The sequence below is a fragment of the Acinetobacter sp. UNC436CL71CviS28 genome, assembly GCF_000620525.1.
Classification (GTDB): domain Bacteria; phylum Pseudomonadota; class Gammaproteobacteria; order Pseudomonadales; family Moraxellaceae; genus Acinetobacter; species Acinetobacter radioresistens.
In genome coordinates, this window is record NZ_JIBB01000026.1 from 13,307 (window position 1) to 36,957 (window position 23,651).

At 43.8% G+C, this 23,651-nt stretch carries 21 protein-coding genes; 15 read left to right on the forward strand and 6 right to left on the reverse strand.

The window, feature by feature from the left end:
• Nucleotides 1–61: 61 nt before the first annotated feature.
• Nucleotides 62–622, forward strand: a complete 561-nt coding sequence (locus tag N518_RS0110460; RefSeq protein WP_005016053.1) for a hypothetical protein — start codon at nt 62–64, stop codon at nt 620–622.
• A 168-nt stretch (nt 623–790) separates the two neighbouring features.
• Complete coding sequence (locus tag N518_RS0110465; protein WP_017401204.1) at nt 791–3,400, forward strand: PepSY domain-containing protein; 2,610 nt, start codon at nt 791–793, stop codon at nt 3,398–3,400.
• A 61-nt stretch (nt 3,401–3,461) separates the two neighbouring features.
• On the opposite strand, the gene N518_RS0110470 is transcribed toward N518_RS0110465, so the two are convergent.
• From N518_RS0110470 to N518_RS0110480, 3 genes are all read right to left on the reverse strand, one after another.
• A complete protein-coding gene (locus N518_RS0110470; RefSeq protein ID WP_005024839.1) occupies nt 3,462–3,953 on the reverse strand; it encodes a DUF934 domain-containing protein in 492 nt (163 codons plus the stop codon).
• Complete coding sequence (locus N518_RS0110475) at nt 3,946–5,589, reverse strand: nitrite/sulfite reductase (RefSeq protein ID WP_005024837.1); 1,644 nt, start codon at nt 5,587–5,589, stop codon at nt 3,946–3,948. Before N518_RS0110475 ends, N518_RS0110470 begins: the two co-directional genes overlap by 8 nt.
• Before the next feature lie 149 nt (nt 5,590–5,738).
• Entirely contained in the window at nt 5,739–6,872 is a 1,134-nt protein-coding gene (locus N518_RS0110480) for a CaiB/BaiF CoA transferase family protein (protein WP_005024835.1), read from the reverse strand.
• 205 nt (nt 6,873–7,077) lie between these two features.
• Here N518_RS0110480 and N518_RS0110485 point away from each other — a divergent pair, with 205 nt between their 5' ends.
• From N518_RS0110485 to N518_RS0110510, 5 genes are all read left to right on the forward strand, one after another.
• On the forward strand, nt 7,078–8,088 hold the full coding sequence (locus N518_RS0110485) for an AraC family transcriptional regulator (protein WP_026444222.1): 1,011 nt from the start codon (nt 7,078–7,080) through the stop codon (nt 8,086–8,088).
• A 188-nt stretch (nt 8,089–8,276) separates the two neighbouring features.
• A complete protein-coding gene (locus N518_RS0110495) occupies nt 8,277–9,482 on the forward strand; it encodes an acetyl-CoA C-acetyltransferase (RefSeq protein WP_005024831.1) in 1,206 nt (401 codons plus the stop codon).
• A gap of 10 nt (nt 9,483–9,492) precedes the next feature.
• Nucleotides 9,493–11,631, forward strand: a complete 2,139-nt coding sequence (locus tag N518_RS0110500) for a 3-hydroxyacyl-CoA dehydrogenase NAD-binding domain-containing protein (protein WP_017401202.1) — start codon at nt 9,493–9,495, stop codon at nt 11,629–11,631.
• A 207-nt stretch (nt 11,632–11,838) separates the two neighbouring features.
• Complete coding sequence (locus tag N518_RS0110505) at nt 11,839–12,165, forward strand: hypothetical protein (RefSeq protein WP_005016067.1); 327 nt, start codon at nt 11,839–11,841, stop codon at nt 12,163–12,165.
• 19 nt (nt 12,166–12,184) lie between these two features.
• Nucleotides 12,185–13,054, forward strand: a complete 870-nt coding sequence (locus N518_RS0110510) for a patatin-like phospholipase family protein (RefSeq protein ID WP_005024827.1) — start codon at nt 12,185–12,187, stop codon at nt 13,052–13,054.
• A gap of 93 nt (nt 13,055–13,147) precedes the next feature.
• On the opposite strand, the gene N518_RS0110515 is transcribed toward N518_RS0110510, so the two are convergent.
• Nucleotides 13,148–14,368, reverse strand: coding sequence for a class I SAM-dependent methyltransferase (locus tag N518_RS0110515; protein WP_005024824.1), 1,221 nt, complete (start codon nt 14,366–14,368; stop codon nt 13,148–13,150).
• A gap of 102 nt (nt 14,369–14,470) precedes the next feature.
• On the opposite strand from N518_RS0110515, the gene trhA reads away from it, so the two are divergent.
• Both trhA and N518_RS0110525 read left to right on the forward strand, forming a co-directional pair.
• Nucleotides 14,471–15,112: a PAQR family membrane homeostasis protein TrhA gene (gene trhA, locus N518_RS0110520; protein WP_017401201.1), complete on the forward strand. Its 642-nt coding sequence runs from the start codon at nt 14,471–14,473 to the stop codon at nt 15,110–15,112.
• 139 nt (nt 15,113–15,251) lie between these two features.
• Entirely contained in the window at nt 15,252–16,565 is a 1,314-nt protein-coding gene (locus N518_RS0110525) for an MFS transporter (protein ID WP_017401200.1), read from the forward strand.
• A gap of 63 nt (nt 16,566–16,628) precedes the next feature.
• Here N518_RS0110525 and N518_RS0110530 read toward each other — a convergent pair whose 3' ends face one another.
• Nucleotides 16,629–17,639 carry a metallophosphoesterase gene (locus N518_RS0110530; RefSeq protein WP_026444223.1) on the reverse strand — a complete coding sequence of 337 codons (1,011 nt, stop codon included), beginning with the start codon at nt 17,637–17,639 and terminating at the stop codon, nt 16,629–16,631.
• 136 nt (nt 17,640–17,775) lie between these two features.
• On the opposite strand from N518_RS0110530, the gene N518_RS0110535 reads away from it, so the two are divergent.
• The gene (locus tag N518_RS0110535) at nt 17,776–19,374 is read left to right on the forward strand and encodes a phospholipase D family protein (RefSeq protein WP_026444224.1); all 1,599 of its coding nucleotides are present in this window, start codon (nt 17,776–17,778) and stop codon (nt 19,372–19,374) included.
• Between the two features lie 67 nt (nt 19,375–19,441).
• Here N518_RS0110535 and N518_RS0110540 read toward each other — a convergent pair whose 3' ends face one another.
• Nucleotides 19,442–20,254, reverse strand: a complete 813-nt coding sequence (locus N518_RS0110540; protein ID WP_026056672.1) for a lysophospholipid acyltransferase family protein — start codon at nt 20,252–20,254, stop codon at nt 19,442–19,444.
• A 180-nt stretch (nt 20,255–20,434) separates the two neighbouring features.
• Between N518_RS0110540 and N518_RS17230 the strand changes: the two genes are divergently transcribed.
• The 5 genes from N518_RS17230 (at nt 20,435) to N518_RS0110565 (ending at nt 23,635) form a co-directional block, all read left to right on the forward strand.
• Complete coding sequence (locus tag N518_RS17230; protein ID WP_005024813.1) at nt 20,435–20,572, forward strand: hypothetical protein; 138 nt, start codon at nt 20,435–20,437, stop codon at nt 20,570–20,572.
• A gap of 89 nt (nt 20,573–20,661) precedes the next feature.
• Nucleotides 20,662–22,002, forward strand: coding sequence for a ribosome rescue GTPase HflX (hflX, locus tag N518_RS0110550; protein WP_005016093.1), 1,341 nt, complete (start codon nt 20,662–20,664; stop codon nt 22,000–22,002).
• 38 nt (nt 22,003–22,040) lie between these two features.
• The gene (locus tag N518_RS0110555) at nt 22,041–22,412 is read left to right on the forward strand and encodes a hypothetical protein (protein WP_005016094.1); all 372 of its coding nucleotides are present in this window, start codon (nt 22,041–22,043) and stop codon (nt 22,410–22,412) included.
• A 12-nt stretch (nt 22,413–22,424) separates the two neighbouring features.
• Entirely contained in the window at nt 22,425–23,093 is a 669-nt protein-coding gene (locus N518_RS0110560) for an LrgB family protein (protein ID WP_005024806.1), read from the forward strand.
• A gap of 95 nt (nt 23,094–23,188) precedes the next feature.
• On the forward strand, nt 23,189–23,635 hold the full coding sequence (locus N518_RS0110565; RefSeq protein ID WP_005404335.1) for a DUF2147 domain-containing protein: 447 nt from the start codon (nt 23,189–23,191) through the stop codon (nt 23,633–23,635).
• The last annotated feature ends 16 nt before the right edge of the window (nt 23,636–23,651 follow it).

Genomic DNA, 23,651 nt, shown 5'->3' on the forward strand with positions numbered 1-23,651 from the left:
CTCCCTGAACGGGCAGAATTAATGCTAAACTTTGAAGAGTTTACCATTCATTATTTGCACTATGAACGCGAAAAATACTTATAGCTATACTTTACAGCCGGTCAATTACGAAGTTTCAGAAGCCGAACAGCGTCAGGTTCAGTTGCTGATCTGGCGTAGTACCAACAAGATCGGTATGAAAGCCTGGGCCATTATGGGCGTAATTGCCGTTCTGGCTATTTTGGGGATTATCTTTCTTAAAAACTACTCAACCATTTTCTGCTGGGTAGCTCTGGTTGGTGTAGCGCTTTACCTGCTGGTACGCAAATATGGTCTGGAGTGGTATGTTAAGCGCAAAATGACTGAATTTCCGGTTCAGGAAATCAAGGGAATTCGTTTGGGCGTTCAGCCACATGGCATTGTTATGCGCCAGAAAATGGGTATGCAGGAAGGTGTAGGAACCATCGGCTGGAAAGATGTTTATGAATGGTATGATGCGCCGGACTTTATTCTGATGAATTTTAAAGTAAAAGATCAGCCAGGTGCATATATCCTGCCAAAGCGTATGGACAGCAAGAATTTCTCTTTTGCCGTTATTCGCAAGCATCTCAAAGAAGCGGTGGGTGAACCTAAAACCATCTGAGTATTTTAAAATTCAGAGTTAAAAAACCTCCTGCTTATGGAGGTTTTTTATAAATTACTTAAAATAAATGATAATGAGAATGTCTATTAATCGCAAAATCCATTTTATCTACTTAATTTTTGTTTATAATCGGTGCCATTCTTGGCACATGATAATTCCACTACGCACATGTTTAAAAAAACATTTTTCCAAGTTCACTGGTTTCTGGGGATTACTGCGGGGCTGATTCTCTCGATTATGGGAGTAACGGGAGCAATTTACTCCTATGAACAGCAAATCTTAAAATGGATTAATCAGGACAGTTATGTAGTTCAGGCCGAACAACGTGACAAGCTGACACCTGCCGAGCTGTATCAACATTTCCATCAGCAGTCGCCTGAACTTAAAATTAACAGTATTACAGTCGACACTGATCCAGCTGCTTCTTCTACAGTCAATATCGAGAAAAAAGGAGAGCGCCGCGGTTATAACATGATGGTAAACCCCTATACCGCAGAAGTTCTACCTGAAATTCAAGGACGCAAGTTTTTCCAGTTTATTCAGCAGCTGCACCGTAATCTAACAGTAGGCCCGGTCGGCAAACAGATTACCGGTGCCTGTACATTAATGCTGATTTTCTTTGTGCTAAGCGGACTCTATTTGCGCTGGCCCAAAAAACATTCATGGCGTCAGTGGTTTTTCATTAAACCCCGCTTAAAGGGACGCAACTTTATCTGGGATTTGCATGCCGTAGTTGGGACTTGGGTAGTGATCTTCTATCTGATTTTGGCCTGTACCGGCTTATTCTGGTCATATGAGTGGTGGCGTAATGGTATGTTTAAGGTACTGGGTGTAGAACGTGAACAGCCTGCTTTACAGGGAGGTAACCAGCCACGAGGGCAAGAAAAAGAATTGCAAGCGTCTACCGGTAGAAGCGGTGGACAGCAGACAGGTGACCGTGAAGCTGATCGTAAGCGTGGTCAGGGCCTTCCTCCCGAACAGGTTCAATTGGCACTGACTCAAGCCTGGACAGGCTTTAATGCACAAATTGAACGTGAATATTCAAGTCTGACCCTGACATTACCTAAAAAACCGGATGGTAAAATTGAGCTGTCCTTTACAGATGCTGTGCCTCAACATGAGCGCGCCCGCAATAAAGCAGTCTTCGATTATCGGACGTCTCAACTTGAAAATCTTGAGCTTTATGAAGATAAAAAGCTGAATGAAAAAATCATGAGCAGCATGTTACCCGTGCACCGGGGCAGTTTCTTTGGATCGGTTTATCAGTTTTTGGTTATGCTGGCAGCACTGGCCATGCCACTCTTCTTTGTTACAGGCTGGATGCTGTATTTAAAACGCCGCAAGCAGAAAAAACTGACACAGGCTGCACGTAACAGCAGTACTGCTCATTCTATTGATCCGAATGCAAAATCCTGGCTCATTACCTATGCTACTCAAACCGGTATGTCTGAACAGCTGGCGTGGCGTACTGCAACCAGCTTACAAGAAGCCCGACAACCGGTTACTGTCAAACCGATACAGCAGCTGCATGAGGCTGACCTTAAACAGGCAGAGCATGTATTATTTGTAGTGAGTACCTACGGTACTGGTGAAGCTCCAGATCTGGCCACTGGTTTTGTTAAAAAGCTAATGAAGAGTGATCTGGATTTAAGCCACTTGAACTATGCTGTTCTGGCCTTGGGTTCACAGGAATATCCTGACAGTTATTGCAGCTTTGGGCATGAGGTGAATCACTGGTTAAAACGCTCTGGTGCTCATCCCCTATTTGATGTCATTGAAATTAATAATGGCAGTAATGAAGATATTCAGCGTTGGAATCAGGCCCTGGCTCGGGCTACCCGGCTTGATTTAAGCAACATGAATATTGAAAAAGTATTTGACCAGTGGATACTGGATAAGCGCGAGCTGCTTAATCCGGGCAGCTTGGGTCGTCCGGCCTATAATGTCGAGCTGAAAGCCAAGCATGATGTAATCTGGCAGGCGGGCGATATTGCCGAGATACAGCCGGGCAATAGCCAAGCACGTATTCAAGACTTTCTGAACCAGCATCAGCTGGATGGCAATACGCAAGTAAATTCAATAAATATGAGCCTTGCAGAGGCTTTATGGGATCGTGACCTGACCGGAACGGTTGAAGTCTTTAATAGCGTTGATCAGTTACTGGAACAGTTACCTGCCCTGCCTTCACGCGAGTATTCGATTGCCAGTATACCTTCACAGCAGGTTTTGCGTCTGGTGGTACGTCAGTGTGAAGGAGCAGATGGTCTTGGTTTGGGGTCAGGCTGGCTGACCAAGCATGTACCCTTACACTCACCGGTGGCACTACGCATTCGTACCAATGAATCTTTCCATCTGATCGATGATAATCGTCCAATTATCTGTATTGGTAATGGAACAGGTATCGCAGGACTGATGAGCCTGCTGCACAGCCGTGTACGCCAAGACTATACGCAAAACTGGCTGATTTTTGGTGAGCGCCAACGCAACTGTGACTACTTCTATCAGTCTACCCTAGAAGCCTGGCAAACTACAGGTATGTTGCAACGTCTGGATCTGGCCTTTTCACGTGATCAGGAGCAGCGTATGTATGTACACCATATTTTACGTGAACATAGCGAAGAGCTAAAAAGCTGGATTGAACGTGGCGCAGTAATTTATGTCTGCGGCAGTATTAACGGAATGGCAAGCGATGTAGATCAGGCCCTGATCGATATTTTGGGTGAGTGCTGTGTGGATGATCTTCGCCAAAATGGCCGCTATCGCCGTGATGTTTATTAAACTTTAGACTAGATGTAAAAAACCGGGCATATAGCCCGGTTTTTATTTACAGTTTTTGAAATTAACGGAAAAGACCCGTCTGATAATTGGCCTGTCCTACACCCGTCGAGGCCTGATAAGGATGAGTAAAGTCTTGCAGACCAGCCGCAGCTTCCTCAACATCTTTACCTTCCTTAACTACGAAACTGTCAAAGCCGGAACGTTTCATATAGTTCAAAACGTCCTTAAAAATATCACCTACTGCACGTAGTTCACCCTGAAAGCCCTGACGACGCAGTAACGCTGCAAAGGAATAACCACGGCCATCATTAAAACCGGCAAACTCAATAAAGATGGCATCCAGTGCATCTAACGGAAACTGGTGATCTTCTGGTGAGTCATTGACTGTCAAATAAAGTGCCTTTTTACCTTGTACTTGTGCCAGCTGCTCCAGCTGTGCTGTAGTCAGTAGGACATCTCCCGTAGGTAACTGACCATCTTCACCAATCAGCTGATAGGTATTATCCGCAATCGTGCCATCTTTATAAAGTACAGGTAATGCTGTATTAAGCATATGCACGCTCCTTAAAGGTCTGAATTCCTACGCGGCGGTAAGTATCAATGAATTTTTCATTGTCTGTACGCAAATCCAGATATGTATTTAAGATTTCTTCAATAATATCTGGTACCACTTCAGCTGCAAATGAAGGCCCGAGAATATCGCCAATAGAAGCGTCATGGTCAGCATTACCACCGAGTGTAATCTGGTAAAACTCAGCGCCTTTTTTGTCTACCCCTAAAATACCGATGTTACCGACATGGTGATGACCACAGGCATTCATACAGCCTGAAATATTCAGATCAAGCTGACCCAGATTATACAGCGTATCCAGGTCTTCAAAACGGCGGGTAATCGCTTCAGCAATCGGAATAGACTTGGCATTTGCCAGTGAACAGAAATCTCCGCCCGGACAGCAGATAATATCTGTCAGGAATCCGATATGTGCACGTGCCAGGTTCTGTGCATCAAGAGTCTGCCATAATTCAAACAGGTCTCTTTGCGGCACATCGACCAGCGCAATATTCTGCTCGTGCGTAGTACGCAGTTCACCAAATGTATAACGGTCTGCCAGGTCAGCAATCAGATTCATCTCTTCCGTAGTCATATCACCAGGCGCCACACCAGCACGCTTGAGCGAAATGGTTACAATACGGTAACCCTGCACTTTATGAGCATGGGTATTGATATTAAACCAGTGCTTGAATTTAGGATGAGCTTCAAACAGTTCAGTAAAGTCTTCATCAGCCAGATTCTGGTAATCAAATGGTGTGAATTCTTCATCCAGCTTTTTAAGAACTTCTGGCTGAATTTTCAGACTTTCACGAGTATGTGCAAATTCGGCTTCGACTTTCTCTGCAAATACTTGTGGTGTCAGGGCTTTAACCAGAATCTTGATCCGTGCTTTATATTTATTGTCACGGCGTCCATGCAGGTTATAGACACGTAATACTGCTTCCAGATACGCAATTAGGTCTTCACGTGGCAGGAATTCACGGATTACACTGCCAATGATAGGAGTACGGCCCAGACCGCCACCTACCATAATTTTATAACCCAGCTCGCCCTGTGCATTACGTACGATATAAACACCAATATCGTGAAACGCAGTCGCAGCGCGGTCAACTTCTGCAAGTGCTGAAACAGCAATCTTGAATTTACGCGGCAAGAAAGCAAATTCCGGGTGAAATGTACTCCACTGGCGGATCAGCTCGCAAGTTGGTCGCGGATCAGCAATCTCGCCTGCAACCACACCGGCATACTGGTCAGTCGTCGTATTACGGATACAGTTACCCGAAGTCTGGATTGCATGCATCTGTACTGTTGCCAGTTCAGCCAGAATGTCAGGCACATCTTCAAGTGCCGGCCAGTTCAGCTGGATGTTCTGACGGGTAGAAACATGCGCATAACCACGGTCATATTTTTTTGAAATTTCAGCAATTTTTCTTAACTGCTTGGAATTCATCAGGCCATAAGGTACTGCCATACGCAGCATAGGTGCGTAACGTTGTACATATAGACCATTCTGGAGGCGCAGTGGACGGTATTCATCCTCGGTAAGTTTACCGGCTAAATAGCGTTCTGTTTGATCACGGAACTGTGCAACGCGTTCATTGACCAGCTGTTGATCGAAATCAGTATATAAATACATGGCGTACGGCTAGATTCATTATAACGGCTGATAGCATAACGAGCTTTGGTTCATCAACAAAATGCGTTTTTTACATATTTAATAGCGGTTTTATTGATAAAGAGCCAAAACACGATGATCAGCTGTTATTCTACCTGTTCCTGTGCAATTTACTGAGACGATTCAGGCCAGTTTCCCTCTCCTAGGCTCTGACCGCTAAATGTATAGCGTGCTTGTGATCGGGAGAACTTGATAGGACAAGCCAGCTGCGGTTCGGTTTTTTTCAGGTCTGCTGCTACAGGCACTTGAACAATCCATTTACGGGCTTGTGCTAAAGGAGAATTTAGGGCCTCATCCAGCCTCAGCACCGGTTCGACACAAATATCCAGTGCTGCAAAAGTATTACTCCACTCTGCCCAGGTTCTCGTTAAGATTTTGGCTTGAATAGCCTGTTTGACTTGTTTTCGGTCATCACTATCAAAAGAAGTACCTTTTTCCAGCAGAACAGGAAGATCCAAGACTTGGGCCAGACCTTGCATAAACTGCGGTTCCAGACTGCCGACAGATAGATAACGGCCATCTTTAGTCTGGTAATAGTCATAATATGTGCCGCCATTTAAGTGTTCCTGTTCTGGCATCTGCGGAGTTTTCCCGGCCAGAGCAGCGGAAGCAGCCATACTGTTTAAAGTCGCTACACAGTCTGTCATGGAAATATCAATATATTGTCCGAGACCGCTTTGCTGACGCTCGATCACTGCGGTGAGAATACCGATGACTGCATGGAGTGAGCCTCCTGCAATATCTGCCACCTGAATGCCCAGAGGGGGTGGACCATCTTTTTCTCGTCCGCTATGGCCTGCGATACCAGCAACAGCAAGGTAGTTAATATCATGTCCTGCCCGGTCCCTATAAGGACCATCTTGACCATAGCCAGTGATTGAACAATAAATCAGTCGCGGATTAAGTTCGGCCAGTACAGCATAGTCTAAGCCTAAACGTTTCATTACGCCTGGCCGGAACTGCTCCACTACAATATCGAATTCACTTATTTTTTGCCTGATCAGTTCAATACTGGTCTTATCTTTCAAATCCAGAGTTACTGACTGTTTATTACGGTTTAAATAACTGTGTGCAGTTGCCTGTCCATTAGCATAAGGCGGTAAAAGCCTGATCAAGTCGGGGCGAGTTGCAGACTCGACATGAATAACTTCTGCACCGAGATCGGCCAGATACAAACTGGCAAAAGGTCCAGGCAATAAAGTCGAGAAATCCAGTACCTTCAGTCCATTTAAAGGGGTAGTCATTATTGTTTTATCCAGATAAGGTTTCATTTCATCTTAAAAAGATAAAATCGGGTAAACAATGTCATGTTCAGCCATTTACCTTGATCATTTCGGCAATTTATCATGTAAAAATGGTAGTCTACCTATTGTAAATTGCCAATTAAATAATTTTTAGCGTCATTTAGGTCAACCACACGTGAACATAAAAGAGACTGAAGGATTTAACATGAGCCGCGATACGATCAGTATCCATTTCGTCAATGCGGCTCTGACTGGTGTAAAACGCCTCGGCATGGATGTAGAAACCTTACTTTCACATGTCGGTGTCGAGGCCGAACTGCTACGCCAGCCGAAAGCTCGTATCTCGCCTGAACAGTACACCCGTTTCATTAAAATGCTATGGATGGTCACTCAGGATGAACACGTCGGTTTTGACGTACAGCCACGTCGGCTCGGCACCTTTGCCATTATGTGCCAGCTGATTATACATGCCAAAACTCTCGGTGATGCACTAGAACTTTCTTCACAGTTTTATAAGCTGTTTGGTGATGAATGGTCAGTTACGCTAGAGCGTGACAAGCATGAAGCACGGTTGGTGCCATTAATTCCTAAAAGTATGGACCCGGACCACTTTATTACTGAAAGTATGCTGATGATCTGGCATGGTCTGGCTTCTTGGCTGATCGGACGCCGCATACCGCTAGAACGGGTACATTTTGGTTATGGCCGCCCTGCCCATGCAGATGAATATGATGCGCTATTTTTTGCGCCGGTCATGCAGTTTGATGCACCACGTACTGAAGTAACTTTCGCTGCCGACTATCTGGACCTGCCCATCCGTCAGAATGATGAGTCACTGGAAGAGTTCCTGAAAACTGCGCCAGCACAACTGCTGGTGAAATTCAAAAATGTAAATTCTCTTACATCGCGTATTCGTGATGTGTTAAAGAGCCAGATTGGCGAAGAGATGCCAACCTTAAACGATGTTGCTTCCATGCTTTATCTGTCACCGCAGACCCTGCGCCGCCGTCTGGCTGCAGAAGGTAAAAGTTATCAGGGAGTTAAAGATGCCTTACGCCGCGATGCTGCCATTCACCTGCTGCTTAATCCGGAATTAACCTTGGAAGATGTTGCACAGCAGGTCGGTTTTAGTGAAACCAGCACCTTCCACCGCGCTTTCAAGAAATGGACTGGTGTCACCCCGGGTCTGTACCGCCAATTACATGGTTATCATTAAGTCTTAACTCAATTTCCGAGTTTTCCTCCGCCCAGGTGTAAACACTTGGGCTTTTTTATAATTATTTATATTCAGTATTGGCAAAAACCAACATTTAGCCTGATTCGTTCTCGTCATTGCACTCTGTTTGCTTTGCAGTACACTCAAAAATTAGAAAAACCAGTCATTCAATATAAAAAGGAAAAATTATGAGCGAGGCTTATATTATTGATGCCATTCGCACCCCGCGAGGAAAAGGGAAAAAAGACGGCTCACTTTATGAAGTTAAACCGATCAGTCTGCTCACCGGATTACTCAACGAATTACAGCATCGTCATCAGCTTGATACTTCTAAAGTTGATGATATTGTTTTGGGCTGTGTAACGCCTGTAGGTGACCAAGGGGCAGATATTGCCAAAACCGCAGCTGTCGCGGCGGGCTGGAATGATGACGTTGCCGGTGTACAAATTAACCGCTTCTGTGCTTCAGGCCTTGAAGCGGTCAATATGGCGGCAATGAAGGTTCGCTCTGGCTGGGAGGATCTGGTGGTGGCAGGTGGTGTCGAGTCTATGTCACGTGTACCGATGGGCTCAGATGGTGGACCTTGGGCACTTGACCCGGAAACCAATTTATACAGTGGTTTTGTGCCACAGGGTATCGGAGCTGACCTAATTGCTACACTGGACGGTTATACCCGTGAAGACGTAGACCACTTTGCGCTACATTCACAGCAGAAAGCTACACAAGCACAGGCCAGTGGTTATTTCAAAAAGTCTGTAATACCGGTTAAGGACAAAGCAGGTGTTGTCATTCTGGCAGAAGATGAATTTATCAAGCCGAATACCACGGCTGAAGGGCTAGCCAAACTTAATCCGAGCTTTGAAATGATGGGCCAAATGGGCTTTGATGCAGTAGCCCTACAAAAATATCCGGAAGCACAAAAGATTCATCATGTACATCATGCCGGAAACTCTTCTGGTATCGTTGATGGCGCTGCACTGGTACTGATTGCCTCTGATAAAGCAGTGAAAGAACAGAATCTGAAACCTAGAGCTAAAATCTTGTCGACTGCTCTGGTTGGCACCGATCCGACGATCATGCTAACCGGGCCAGCACCTGCTGCACGTAAAGCACTAAAAAAGGCTGGACTGAGTATTGATGATATTGACCTGTTTGAAGTCAATGAAGCTTTTGCAGCAGTGGTCATGCGCTTTATTCATGAACTCAAGGTTGACCCAGCCAAAGTAAATGTCAATGGCGGTGCAATTGCAATGGGACATCCGCTAGGTGCAACTGGCGCCATGATTCTTGGGACCTTACTGGATGAACTGGAGCGTCAGGATAAAAAACGTGGCCTGGCGACTTTATGTGTCGGCGGCGGCATGGGAATTGCTACTATTATCGAGCGCGTATAAGGAGAATAACATGAGCGCAATTCAATACGAAAAGAATACAGACCAGATTGTAGTGCTGACCCTAGATTCCAGCGGCCAGTCAGCTAACACCATGAATGCCGAGTTCCGTGCATCGCTAGATAAAGTTGTTCAGCAGCTCAGAGCTGAAACTGAAGTAAAAGGTATTATTTTCCGTTCAGCCAAAAAAACATTCTTTGCCGGTGGAGATCTTGACGAGCTGGTGACTACCACACCGGCACAGGCAACTGAATTTTTTCATATGGTACAAAAACTCAAAGCAGATTTACGCTATATCGAAACTATGGGTATTCCAGTGGTTGCCTGTTTAAATGGTACAGCTTTAGGTGGTGGCTGGGAGCTGGCACTTGGCTGCCATTACCGTATCGCTTTAAAAGACTCTAAAACCAAATTCGGCTTACCTGAAGTGACCTTGGGTTTGTTGCCGGGAGGTGGAGGTATTGTCCGGATGATCCGACTGCTGGGCATTCAAACTGCCCTGCCTTATTTAATTGAAGGAAAACAGTTTGGTGTAGAAAAAGCTTTATCACTGGGTCTAATTCATGATACGGCAGATCATGAAGAAGAACTATTACAAAAGGCCTTTGACTGGATTCAGGCTCATCCGCAGTCACAGCAGCCTTTCGATGTTAAAGGCTTCAAGATTCCGGGCGGAGATCCAAAACACCCTGCGGTTGCCCAGATGCTGGCGATTGCTCCAGCCATACTGATTGATAAAACGAAAGGCTGCTACCCTGCCCCTGAAGCGATTCTGGCAGCAGCTGTTGAAGGTACGCAGGTCGACTTTGATACTGCACTTACGATTGAATCACGCGCTTTTACATATCTGGCCACCGGACAGGTGTCTAAAAATATGATAGGAACATTCTGGCATGGCTTAAATGCCATCAAGTCAGGGGCTAGCCGTCCGGCAGGATATGAAAAATGGCAGGCTAAAAAGGTAGCTGTTTTAGGCGCTGGCATGATGGGAGCAGGAATCGCCTATGCTATTGCAATTAAAGGAATTCCAGTAATACTCAAAGATGTATCTATAGAAAATGCTGAAAAGGGTAAGGCCTACAGCCAGAAACTGCTTGATAAAAAAGTCAGTCAAGGCCGTATGAGTGTTGAAAAACGTGACCAGATTTTACAGCTGATCCATCCTACAGCTGATATGAGCACCCTGGAAGGTTGTGATCTGGTGATAGAAGCTGTATTTGAAAATCAACAGCTTAAAGCACAGGTTACCCAGCAAGCAGAAGTTTATTTAAATGAAACGGGTGTGATGGCATCAAACACCTCTACCCTGCCCATTTCTGATCTGGCACAGGCCAGTCGTAATGCTGCGCAGTTTATTGGTCTGCATTTTTTTAGTCCGGTCGACAAAATGCAACTGGTCGAAATTATTAAGGGACAACAGACCTCGGCAGCCACACTGGCTAAAGCCTATGACTTTGTGCAGCAAATTGGTAAAACTCCTATTGTGGTCAATGACAGTCGTGGTTTCTTTACCAGTCGGGTGTTTGGCAAGTTTGTACAGGAAGGTCTGCGCATGCTGGCTGAAGGAATCCATCCGGCACGTATAGAAATGGCAGCGCTTAAGGCAGGTATGCCCGTCGGTCCACTCGCAATTCAGGATGAAGTTTCACTGACTTTAAGCGAGTATGTCGCAAAAGAAACCCGTAAAGCATTACAGGCCATAGGTCAAGATTTACCCCTGACACCGGCTGATGAAGTGATTCAAACTATGATTCATGAATTTGACCGTAAGGGTAAAGCCGCAGGTCAGGGTTTTTATGAATATCCGGCACAAGGTAAAAAATATTTATGGAAAGGCTTGAGCCGCTGGAATAAAAATAAGGAAGTACCAGAGCAGGAGCTGATTGAACGCTTTCTTTTTGTTCAGGCTCTAGATACCTTACGCTGTTTAGAGGAAGGTGTGCTGGAATCTGTAGTCGATGCCAATGTAGGCTCTATCTTTGGCATCGGTTATGCACCATGGACCGGTGGTGCCATACAGTACCTGAACCAGTACGGATTGGAACGCGCCTTGGCTCGTGCTGAACAGCTAGCTGCAGAATATGGCGAGCGTTTTGCTCCACCACAGCGATTAAGACAACATGCACAATCTGGACTACCAATCGCTGCTTAATGATCAGAACAAAAAGACGCGATTGCGCGTCTTTTTTGTTTCTCATGTAGACATTTCATATTTAACCATTTTTAGCTTTTATATTTTAAACAAAAAATTCTTTTTTCATTTTCAGTATATTAGAAATCCCCAGTCTATTTCTTGACAGTTTTATGCTATAACTATACCCAGTTTAGTCAGTATTTTTTCTTACTTTGGATATTTATTATGGTAGATCATTCTTCTCCTGAGCATTCTCCATGGGGCTGGAAAGCACTGATTGTTGCCGTGATTCTAGGCTGTTTCTTTATGGGCTTTTTTTATCTGGCTGTAACCAATGAGCCAGACTATATGCCAAGTCAGCAGCAAAAAAATACTCAGCAGCATGCCTTTAAAAATGCACCGGCCATGTCACCTGAAGCCATGCAGGCAGCACAGGCTAACCAGCAAAAGGCTAATGCAACTCAGCAGCCGGATCAGCCCTCTACTGAAACCTCAACCGCTCCGGGCGAACATATTGAACATAGCCACGGTGATCAGGAACATTCTCATTAAACTGATGAATTAAAAGCATATGACAGATCTAACACGTAATGCACTTGTAGTAGAGGGCGGCGGTATGCGCGGCTCTTTCACCTGTGGTGTGCTCGATGCTTTCTTAAAACATGATTTTAATCCTTTCAGTTTATTTGTCGGGGTTTCTTCTGGCTCAACCAATGTAGCCAACTATCTTGCAGGCCAGATAGGAAGGAATATTGATATTTATCTGGATCATTCCCTGCGCCGTGAGTTCATCCACTATGGCCGTTTTCTTAAAGGGGGTGATCTGCTAGACATGCAGTGGATGTGGGATGTTGTTGAACAGGAATCACCTTTGGATCAGAATGCACTGTTCAGGCAAAATCCAGATTTTTATATGGTTCTGACTCATGCCATTCATGGCCATGCTGAATATGTACGTGCCAGCCAGGAGAACATTTTCGACGGATTACGTGCGTCTAGTTCCATCCCGGTACTGACCCGTCAACCCGTACTGGTAAATGGTGAACCTTATTTCGATGGTGGCGTAGCAGATGCCCTGCCAATACAGTGGGCAGCAGCCCAGCCTGATGTTACGCAACTAATGGTGATTCGTACCCGGCCAAAAAACTATTTTAAAGCCAGCAGTAAGGGTGACCAGTTTCTGGCAAAATATATAGTTAAAAAGAATCAAGGATTTGCCTTAAGTTTGCAAGAACGCTGTGAACGCTATAATCAGTCGGTAAAGTTCATTCGACAGGCTCAAACTGCACCGGTGACACAAAAGATTCTGGAAATCTGCCCACCAGATGACAAACGGCTTGCCAACCGTCTCTGCAAGGATAAACGAAAACTGCAATATACCTATGAAGTGGGATTAGATGTGGGTCTGCAGGCTATTGAGGCATGGAAAGCCTTGAGATAGTCCAAGGCTTTTATAATATTTTCAGTTTTGCGCTATTTCATTCTGGTTCACAGTGCACTAGTGCTTAGTTAAAGACTGAACAGATTTTCCAGGTTAACATTTGCAACCAATATCCTGTTGATCCCATTGGTCATTTAACAACAGTTCCAGAGAATGCTTGCGGATACCATACATCTCCTTTAAAGCCCTGATCTGTTCCAGTACAGACTGGTCAGGCTGCTTGAAGTTCTTGCGCTTGGTCGCGAGTATCATTTTGTTCTTACTGGTATGTTCTAAAGATATAAATTCAAAGACTTTGGTATCATAGCCATAAGCTTTGAGTAATAAGGCACGGATAGTATCTGTCAGCATCTCGGCCTGTTGTCCGGCGTGAATTCCAAATTGCAGCATTGGCTGGAGAACCTCAGGACTTTCTAGCTGAGGGCGTAATTCTTTATGACAGCATGGTGCGCACATAATCATGGATGCATTTAAACGGATACCGGTATGAATGGCAAAATCGGTTGCCACATCGCAGGCATGCAGGGCAATCATGACATCAAGATGCTCAGGATGATAGGTCCGCACATCTCCTTCAAAAAAATCAAGATGTTCAAATCCAGATTTCTGTGCGATTTCCTGACAGAAACTGACCAGATTAGGCCGCAGTTCTACTCCGGTAATTAAAGGCAATTTCTGTTTCTGTTCTTGCAGATAGTCATATAGAGCAAAGGTTAAATAGCCCTTGCCTGAACCAAAATCAACAATTCGTACTTTATCTTGTGTAGTAATCTGTTCAAAAGCACCTGAGAAAATTTCAATAAACTTATTAATCTGTTTCCATTTACGCGCCATGCTCGGAATAATCTGGGCCTTTTCGTCGGTAATTCCTAAATATTTTAAAAATAGGCGATCTTGTGCAACATAACGCTGCTTTTCCCGGTCATGAGTAATAAGTGGTGTATCTTTGCTGGTTATGTCTTTTCTTTTTGTACGGGTAAGCATGACCTTTTTCTTGTTTTTCTTCAGCTGTAGTTCATGAGATGCAATCAGCAGGTTAGCCTGTTTACAGTCATGAAGCAGAGATGTAATGTGCAGCACTGCCTCTTCTAGAGTATAGTTTTTTGTGACATCTTGAGTCTGATAATGATACAGGCCAGAGAGTTTTACTTGATTTTGCAGCTCAACCAGACGGAAAGTAATCTTTTGCAGCCCCTCAAGCTTACCTTGATACTGACTTAATATCAGACGTTCAAAATGATTTAAATCAAGGGATTGCTGAAATTCTTTTAAAAATTGCTGTTCCTGTTCAGAAAAGCTTTCAGGAGATGTCATGGAAAGAATCCTAGATAAATTAGTAATAATTTTAAATGTTCTTACCTGAAAAGCAAAACTGCATTAATATACACTTGTACTTTTAAATATATTGGTTGGTTTATGACTTCTCCACTTGCGGAATCTTATCATCCAAGAGAAGAACAGTTTAATGCATATAGCCATGCAGTCGGTGCAGTACTTGCCGTGATCGCCGGTGTCCTGATGGTCATAAAAGGCAGTGATCTCCCGACTGGCCAGTGGATTGGATTATGGATATATGCAGGCAGCATGGTATTACTGTTCACAAGTTCAACGTTATATCACTTTTCCAGAACCGAGCAGCGCAGATTCTGGTACAAGAAACTGGACCACACAGCCATTTATTATCTCATTGCAGGTACTTATACGCCTTTTTTAAGTATTGCATTGCCTACCACTAAAGCACATAACCTGCTTATTGCCTTATGGGTCATTGCTGGTATTGGCACAGTATTTAAATTGATTTTTATTCACCGTTTTCAAAAGATTTCCCTGCTGGCCTATCTGTTGATGGGTTGGATGGCATTGCTAGTTATGGATGACATGCGACAGTACCTGTCAAAACAGACCATAACCCTTTTAATTGCAGGTGGTTTGGCTTATACGATTGGTGCATTGTTTTATGCCTTAAAAAGAGTAAGATATACTCATGCTATCTGGCATATTTTTGTATTGTTAGGCGCAGGATTACACTTCCTGGCGATCTATCTTTACGTAATCTAATTCATTTGTACTCACTTTTCAGTGACCCTGAACGAGATTAATGGATTAATTTTCGTTGTTTTTTTAAGAAATTACGCCTTTTTTAAAAAGATTACGCTTTTAAAACTAATATTTATTTTTACGAAGTGTAAGGTTACCCATGGCGTCATCAACTACTACAGCTGCTACCACCGAAGTAGCGACTAACTCTAAGGCTCGTGTTTTATTCGCGAGCCTCGTCGGCACGACGATTGAATTTTTTGATTTTTATATCTATGCGACTGCCGCAGTGATTGTTTTCCCTCACCTGTTTTTTCCGGCAGGAATCGGTAGCGCGGCAGTACTCCAGTCTTTAGCGACTTTTGCTATTGCGTTTATTGCCCGCCCAATTGGTGCAGCACTATTTGGCCATCTCGGTGACCGGATTGGCCGTAAGGCAACACTGGTAGCTGCCCTTCTGACGATGGGTATCTCCACAGTCTGTATTGGTTTATTACCTACCTATGCACAGATTGGTATTATAGCTCCGTTATTATTGGCACTTTGCCGTCTGGGCCAAGGTTTGGGGCTGGGGGGTGAATGGAGTGGTGCAGTATTGCTGGCTACTGAAAATGCACCAGAAGGCAAGCGTGCCTGGTATGGCATGTTTCCTCAGCTTGGTGCTCCAATTGGCTTTATTCTGGCGACTGGCTCGTTTCTGCTCCTAGGCGCTCTGATGTCTGAAGAAGCATTTTTGCAATGGGGCTGGCGTATTCCTTTTATTGCAAGTGCAGCACTGGTTATTGTAGGTCTGTATATCCGATCGAAATTACATGAAACCCCTGCTTTTCAGAAGGTGCTTGATAAACAGAAAGAAGTTAACATTCCATTTAAAGAAGTATTTACCAAGCACTTTTCAATGCTGGTTTTAGGTACTGTGGCTGCGATCTGTACCTTTGTTGTCTTTTATCTAACCACTGTATTTGCATTGAACTGGGCCACAACACAGTTAGGTTATTCACGGGGTGAGTTTCTTGAACTGCAACTGATTGCAACTTTATGTTTTGCTGCTTTTATTCCACTCTCTGCAGTATTTGCAGAAAAGTTTGGCCGTAAAGCTACTTCTATTGGGGTATGTATAGCGGCTGCCTTATTTGGTCTGGTATTTTCTTCCATGCTGGAATCAGGTAGTACCTTGGTCGTATTCCTGTTCTTATGTACCGGCCTTGCAATTATGGGAATGACTTATGGGCCAATTGGTACGGTTTTATCTGAGCTGTTCCCGACTTCAGTACGGTATACCGGTTCTGCTTTAACATTTAACCTCGCAGGTATTTTCGGTGCATCATTTGCACCGCTGATTGCGACTAAACTGGCTGAAAATTATGGCCTGGCAGCAGTTGGTTATTATCTCTCAGCTGCTTCTATTCTTTCACTGATTGCGTTTATGCTGATCCGTGAAACTAAAAATGAAGATGTAAATAACCAGATCTAAGCTGAAGCAGTTATAAAAAAGACGGGCTTCTCCCGTCTTTTTTATATGATGAATCTGCCTGTATCAAATTAATTCAATAATATCAATAGTTGGCGGTACACGAAAACGAAAAGGTACCCCAACCATTCCAGTCCCTACCGTTACAAATACATCTGCATGTTCGTGCTTGTACAAACCGCGTTTATGCCCCAGTATCGAGACTTTCTTCATAATATAGTTGGTTACCCAAGGCAATTCGACCTGTCCACCATGAGTATGGCCTGAAAGCATGAGGGGACGTGTCGGTAAAGCAGGTACCATATCTACTGTATCTGGATTATGCGACAAAATTAACCAAGGCTTGTCTTGAGGTAACTCTGGAAGTAAGCGCATGTCTGTTTTACCTGCCCACAAGTCACCTACTCCAATCAGTCGGAATTCATCAAATTCAACAATCTTCCCCTCAATGTCGATGACATTATTACTCTCTAATGCGTGTCGTAATAATTCCTGAATAGGCGGTCCCGGATACTGTTCGTCATGATTTCCGGTCACCGAATATACGGGGGCCTTAATCTCACGCAACATCTCAAGTTCTTTTGCCAGCTGGTTTTCAGGTTCATATGTCCAGTCTCCGGCAACCACAACAATATCAGGATTTTCCTGATTAATTTTATTTACAATAATCTTAAGCTGGCGTTCATGTCCGGAAAATAAACCTATATGCAAGTCAGCAACCAGAGCAACCTTAACCGGTTTTTGGAAAGGTTTTTCAGGATTTAAAGAGAACTGGTGCCGATGTACATGCACTAAATGAGGCTCAATAAAACGTGCATAGATCAGCACACTGCTGAGAAGAAAGACAAATACAGCTTCATGGATATTGAAATAACCACTCCAGCCTGCATACAGGCTAAAAAAGAATAAGGGAAAAAGCAGATAAGAAAGATAGAAAGCCAATAGATGCACAAAAGCTTTAAAAGGATGAATCGTTTCGGTACGCGACTGGCTGATCCAGGCTTGAGAGACTGCCCAAAGCGCAATGAGTCCAAAGCTCAGATAAAAGTAAAATACTAGGGATGTCAGTTTCAGCATACTCTATCTCTGATCCATATCGCCCCGAATGGGCTATATATTTATATTTTGTTACGACCCAATTATACTCTAGCTCAGTTCTGTACTCGTAAGCATATTGCTACGGTTTCTTCTGTCCTATCGGTCACTCTTATTTATGCGTTTACGATCTTTGAAATCTTCGTCTGGCGCTGTGCTATTAGCGAGCTGCAGTTTACTGCTCACTGTTCCGGCTTGTACCACGCTACCTCGACAAATGCCTCAGGTTCCTCAGTACGCCCATGATATTGATGCAAGCCAAACCAGCCTTTCGCAGATCGTTACACCACTACGTGAACAGAATCCGGGCCTGACCGGTTACCATGTGCTATATGATCCACTTGAAGCATTGGCAGCACGTCTGCGTCTCATCGATAAAGCTGAAAAATCTTTAGACTTACAATACTACATCTGGGATAACGACCGGATTGGTGCACTGGCTCTGCATGCCCTGATTCGTGCTGCAGACCGCGGTGTTAAAGTCAGGCTCCTGATAGATGATAACAATGCCAAGAACATGGAAGGAATTTATTTAGCGTTATCACAACATAAAAACATTGAAATTAAACTATTTAATCCGTATCGCTTCCGGAAATACCGTGCCATGGACATGGTGCTTGACCTAAAACGCATCAACCGGCGTATGCATAATAAAAGTTTTATTGCTGACCACCAAATTGCCCTGATCGGTGGACGTAACATGAGCAACCAGTACTATAACGTTAGTGAAACCTATCAGTTCTCAGATGTTGATGTCATGCTGCTAGGGTCAGCAGTTGATGATATTGTGCATTCCTTTGATGACTACTGGAATGATGATTATGCCTATCCGGTTAAGGAAATTGTCAGTGCACAGCGACATCATTTACGCTATGAAAGCTTAAAACGTCAGCTCGACATCCATAATCAGGAAGTGAGTGTACAAAACTATCTGGATCTGACGAACCGTTCTAAAGCATTTGATGAATGGCTTTATCATAAAATTGGTTTTGACTGGGTAAAAGCAGAAGTCGTTAAAGATCCACCTGAAAAAATTAAAGCAAAAGCAAAAAAGGAAGGTTTACTCAATTTTCAGTTATTAAAATATCTGGATAAACCAGAACAGAGTGTTGATCTGATCTCGGCCTATTTTGTTCCTGAAAAGCAAGGTTCGAAAATGCTGAGCCAGCTGGCAGAAGACGGTATTAAAGTTCGGGTACTCACTAACTCTTATGCAGCAAATGACGTCGCCGTTGTACACGCATTTTATGCCAAGTACCGTCAACAGTTGCTCGAAAATGGTGTACAGCTTTATGAGTTTCTACCTGCTGTCACGGATGAAGAACTAAATGAAGTAAATCAGGAGATTTCAAAAAAAGCCAAAGTCAGCATGAAAGGACTCAGTCGCTCCAGCCTGCATGCCAAAATGATGGCACTAGATGAAAAACAGGTATTTATTGGTTCTTTTAATTTTGATCCCCGTTCAGCCTATTTAAACTCTGAAATTGGAGTCATTCTTAACAGCCCTCAACTGGCGAACGCTGTGCATAAAACTATGGATGAAAATCTTAAAAAATATGCATATAAACTGGTTTTAGATGCCAATAATAAACTGACCTGGGAATTCCAGCCACAAGAGCCGGGTGGAAAGATCTATCATAAAGAGCCACGAATGAAATGGTGGGAACGTGCCGGCATTAAGGCCCTGTCTTGGTTACCTCTAGAAGGCTTTATGTAAAGTATTCAGAACAGAAAATAAAAAGCTCAGACGACCGAGCTTTTTATTTTCAAATTGGCTATTCAATTTAAGATATAGCAGTAGTTTTTAAAACATTTTGATGTAGTTCGGCCAGACCGTTGACCATAGCCTGCTGGACTTCAGCAGTTAAGCTCTCAAGCGTATGGCCTTCTACTGAAATAGCGGGTAAAGCCATCAGGTGGGCTGTAACAGGTGGCATTTCAAGTACACGGCGCACATGTTCAGCAAAAGTCAGATCATCAATAAACGGAACAATCGTATCTAACTTTCCCTGCTGGTTAACATAACAGATCAGCGCAATCTGTACCGGTTTGTGTGCAGCCAATGCGGCGCCCAGCAAACGGCCATATACCCGCTTGATATAACTGCCATCAGATGTAGTGGCCTCAGGAAAAAATAGAACCGGAATATTCTGTTTCAAAAAATCGGTAAGCTGCTCACGAATTCTGGTTGAATCACCAGAACCCCGTTTAATAAATAACGTACCGCCTGCTTTAGCCAGTTTACCCAGCACTGGCCACTGTTCAATTTCGGCCTTGGCCAAGAAAAATACCCGTGCTGCTGAACCAATTACTGCGATATCCAACCATGAAATATGATTACTGACCCAAAGTGCTGGCTGGCGAGGAATAGTGCCATGAATCCGCACCTCGACATTAAATACCTCGCCAAGACGGCGACAGAAATACTGTACATAACGGGTATTTTCTACTTTATTAGGATGCTTATATAACCTGTGACGATAAACCAGATAAAAGCCCTCTATGATAAGTGCTATACCCGTGACGATTTTTTTACTGTAAAGCCAGATTTTAGAAAGCCCGGAGACCGGCACAGGCTGAGTGGAAAGCTGAGACATAGAGTTATCACTAAAACTGATCATATTTTAACAATTTCAATTGCAGCTCCATTCTATACTTTTAAAGCACTCCTTGCATTGATGATAAAAACCGAACATAAGGATAAAAAAATTCAATTTTAATTATTTTATCCAATCAAATATTATATATTCATCGGATTAATAAATAGAGGTAAGGTGATGAAAGTATCTAACCAGCAGCAGCCCCCTGTAGAACATATTGAAATGTTTTCTACCTTAAAAACTATTTTAGGCTGGTCAATTCTGTATGCCGGTGGAATGATCTTAACAGCTCAGGCCTTTTCCAGCATGATCTAAAGCTTGTTACCGAATTTAATTAATTAAGCTCGCGTAGGATACAGCTTTTATTTAAAATGAAGTTTTAATGCTAGAGAGTCTACAGATTAGTGGAATATTTTGAGCGACATCAAGGTGGTGAACGAGCAATCCTGGTCAGTGTTTCGGTCCAGTTATTGGAAGATATCGATACCGAAGAGTTTCGCCTTTTAGCTCAATCAGCAGGCGCTGAAATCCTACACCATGTAACTGCACAACGTATTAAGCCAGACCCAAAACTTTTTATTGGTTCAGGTAAAGCAGAAGAAATTGCTGAACTGGTCAAGACTGAAGAGATTGATCTGGTTATTTTTGACCATTCCCTGTCTCCTGCACAGGAACGTAACCTCGAACGAGTCATGCAGTGCCGTGTCATTGACCGGACTGGCCTTATCCTGGATATTTTTGCACAGCGTGCTCGGACTCATGAAGGTAAACTGCAGGTTGAGCTGGCACAACTTGAACATTTGTCTACCCGTCTGGTGCGTGGCTGGACTCACCTAGAACGACAAAAAGGCGGGATCGGCTTGCGTGGTCCGGGGGAATCACAGCTAGAAACAGACCGTCGCTTACTGCGGATCCGTATGGGCCAGCTAAAAGACAAACTTGAAAAAGTACGCCAGACCCGCATGCAAGGTCGTGCTGCACGTCAGAAAGCTGCTATTCCAACTGTTTCACTAGTGGGTTATACCAATGCCGGTAAGTCTACCCTGTTTAATATATTGGCAAATACTGAAGTCTATGCGGCTAACCAGCTCTTTGCCACATTAGATCCAACCTTACGGCGACTGGAATGGGATGGTATTGGCAGTCTGGTACTGGCTGATACGGTAGGGTTTGTACGTAACCTGCCCCACTCTCTGGTAGAGTCATTTAAGGCTACGCTCGAAGAAACACTGGAAGCGACTTTGTTGCTGCATGTGATTGATAGCAGCACCCCTGATATGATGGAACAGATTGATGCCGTAGAGTCAGTGCTTAAAGAAATTGGAGCTGATGTACCTGTACTGCGCGTATACAATAAGATCGATGTAAGTGGTGAAGCAGCCAAAATTATCTATGCCAAACCGCACATGCCGGAACGGGTGTATGTATCGGCACATTCAGGCCAGGGACTTGAACTGCTACGTCAGGCTGTTCAGGAATGCCTGATGGGCCAACTCCAGCAATTTGAACTGGTCCTCAATCCTGCTTATGGCAAGCTACGTACACAGCTTTATGCTCTGAATGTGATCCAATCAGAAGCCTATGATGATGAAGGTCAACTTCATCTGACTGTGAATATGGCCCCCCACAAACTCGAGCAACTGATCAAGCAAGCTCATTTACCCATTGATGAAATACTTGGTCAGAACTCTCAACAGTTCAAACGACCACTGGAAGAGTTTGAAATCAGGGACCAGATAGGTTAAAACGTGATAAATAACGTTTTAAAAAAGCTGAATAAGACATGGACCGAATTAAAAATATAGACTGGGCCGCTTGGGCAGGTACGCTTGCCCTGATTGTTATCTTCCGTGAAGCTGCTGTTTGGGTCATGTCAATCTGGAATCATCCTGAACTGGGTAATCTGACTGGACTGATCAGCCTGCTGATTATCCTGTTGATCTGGCGTAGATTTAAAAAATTGCCACACCGTCTGGTGGATACCAATAATAAGATCATGAAAGAAAGCGCTTTTGCCTTTTTACCCATCTGTGCCGGCTCACTTATGATGCTGATACATATGGGTAAAGATATTCCGTTATTTCTGGTAGTGCTGGTGATCAGTACCCTGTTCCCGTTATGGGTTTATGCAAAAATGGCAAAACGCTGGTTATAAGGAATAAAAACGATGCTCATGATTATTTTTGGCTTTTTGCTGACTACAGTCAGCTACTTCTGTGCAAAATATTTGAATCAACGATTTCCTCAGGTTCCCCTACTGGTTTTTGGTATGTTTATTGTGGTCGGACTGCTAGCCTTGCTTCAGCAGCCTTATGAAGATTACATGCAGAATGTCAATCCAATTTTTAATCGACTGCTGGGTTATGTAACTGTTGCTTTAGCTGTCCCGCTGGCGGCCATGCGTTATGACGATCTTCCCTTAAAATCAATGGTCGGCATTCTGGTCTTTGCCAGTGTTAGTGCGGTTGCATTACCCATGACTCTTGCTTATTTATTGCACATGTCTGAATCCACTGTTTTAGCTTTTGCAACCCGGGCAGTCACAACACCAATTGCACTGAACATTGCTACCTTGTTACATGCACCTTTAACTCTCGTCACCCTGATTGTAATTCTATCTGGTGTGATTGGGGCTGCTTTTTCACCTTTGCTCTTGAGACACATTAATGATGAACGGGCATCTGGCCTTGCACTGGGGCTAGCAGCACATGCAATTGGTACAGCTCAAGCTTGGCAACGTGGACAGGTTGCCGGTCGTTATGCAGCATTTGGAATGGCTGTCAATGGTGTATTTACCGCAATCTGGCTTCCAACATTCTTGCTTTATTTACAATAAATGTGACCTGGTAATCATAAATAAAGATTGAAGAGTTTAAAGTTTAACCTTACTATAACATTTGTGATCATTTTCATACAAAAAGGATTTGAATGATGCAGAAAATTAAGTTTGCCAGCGCCATCATTTTTTCCGCATTGTCGAGTGCAGCCTTTGCACAGGATATTTCGGGGACCTGGAAAAATATTGACGATAAAACTGGCTCATCTAAAGCATTGATTGAGATCAGGCAGGAAGCCAATGGTTCATTTACTGGGCGTATTATCAAAGTTACACCACGTCCAGGTTATACACCTAAAGAAACATGTGTAAATTGTCCAGCGCCTTATACCAATAAACCAATTCTTGGTATGGATGTATTAACTGGTCTAAAACATACTGAAGGTGAAAACTATACGGGCGGCCGTATTATCGATCCTTTAAGTGGAAAAATTTACAGTATGAAAGCCAAACTGAGTTCGAATGGTAAACGTCTTCAGTTACGTGGTTATGTTGGCGTTTCTGCTTTGGGGCGTAATCAGACCTGGATTCGTCAGGACTAATTTAATCTATAAAATC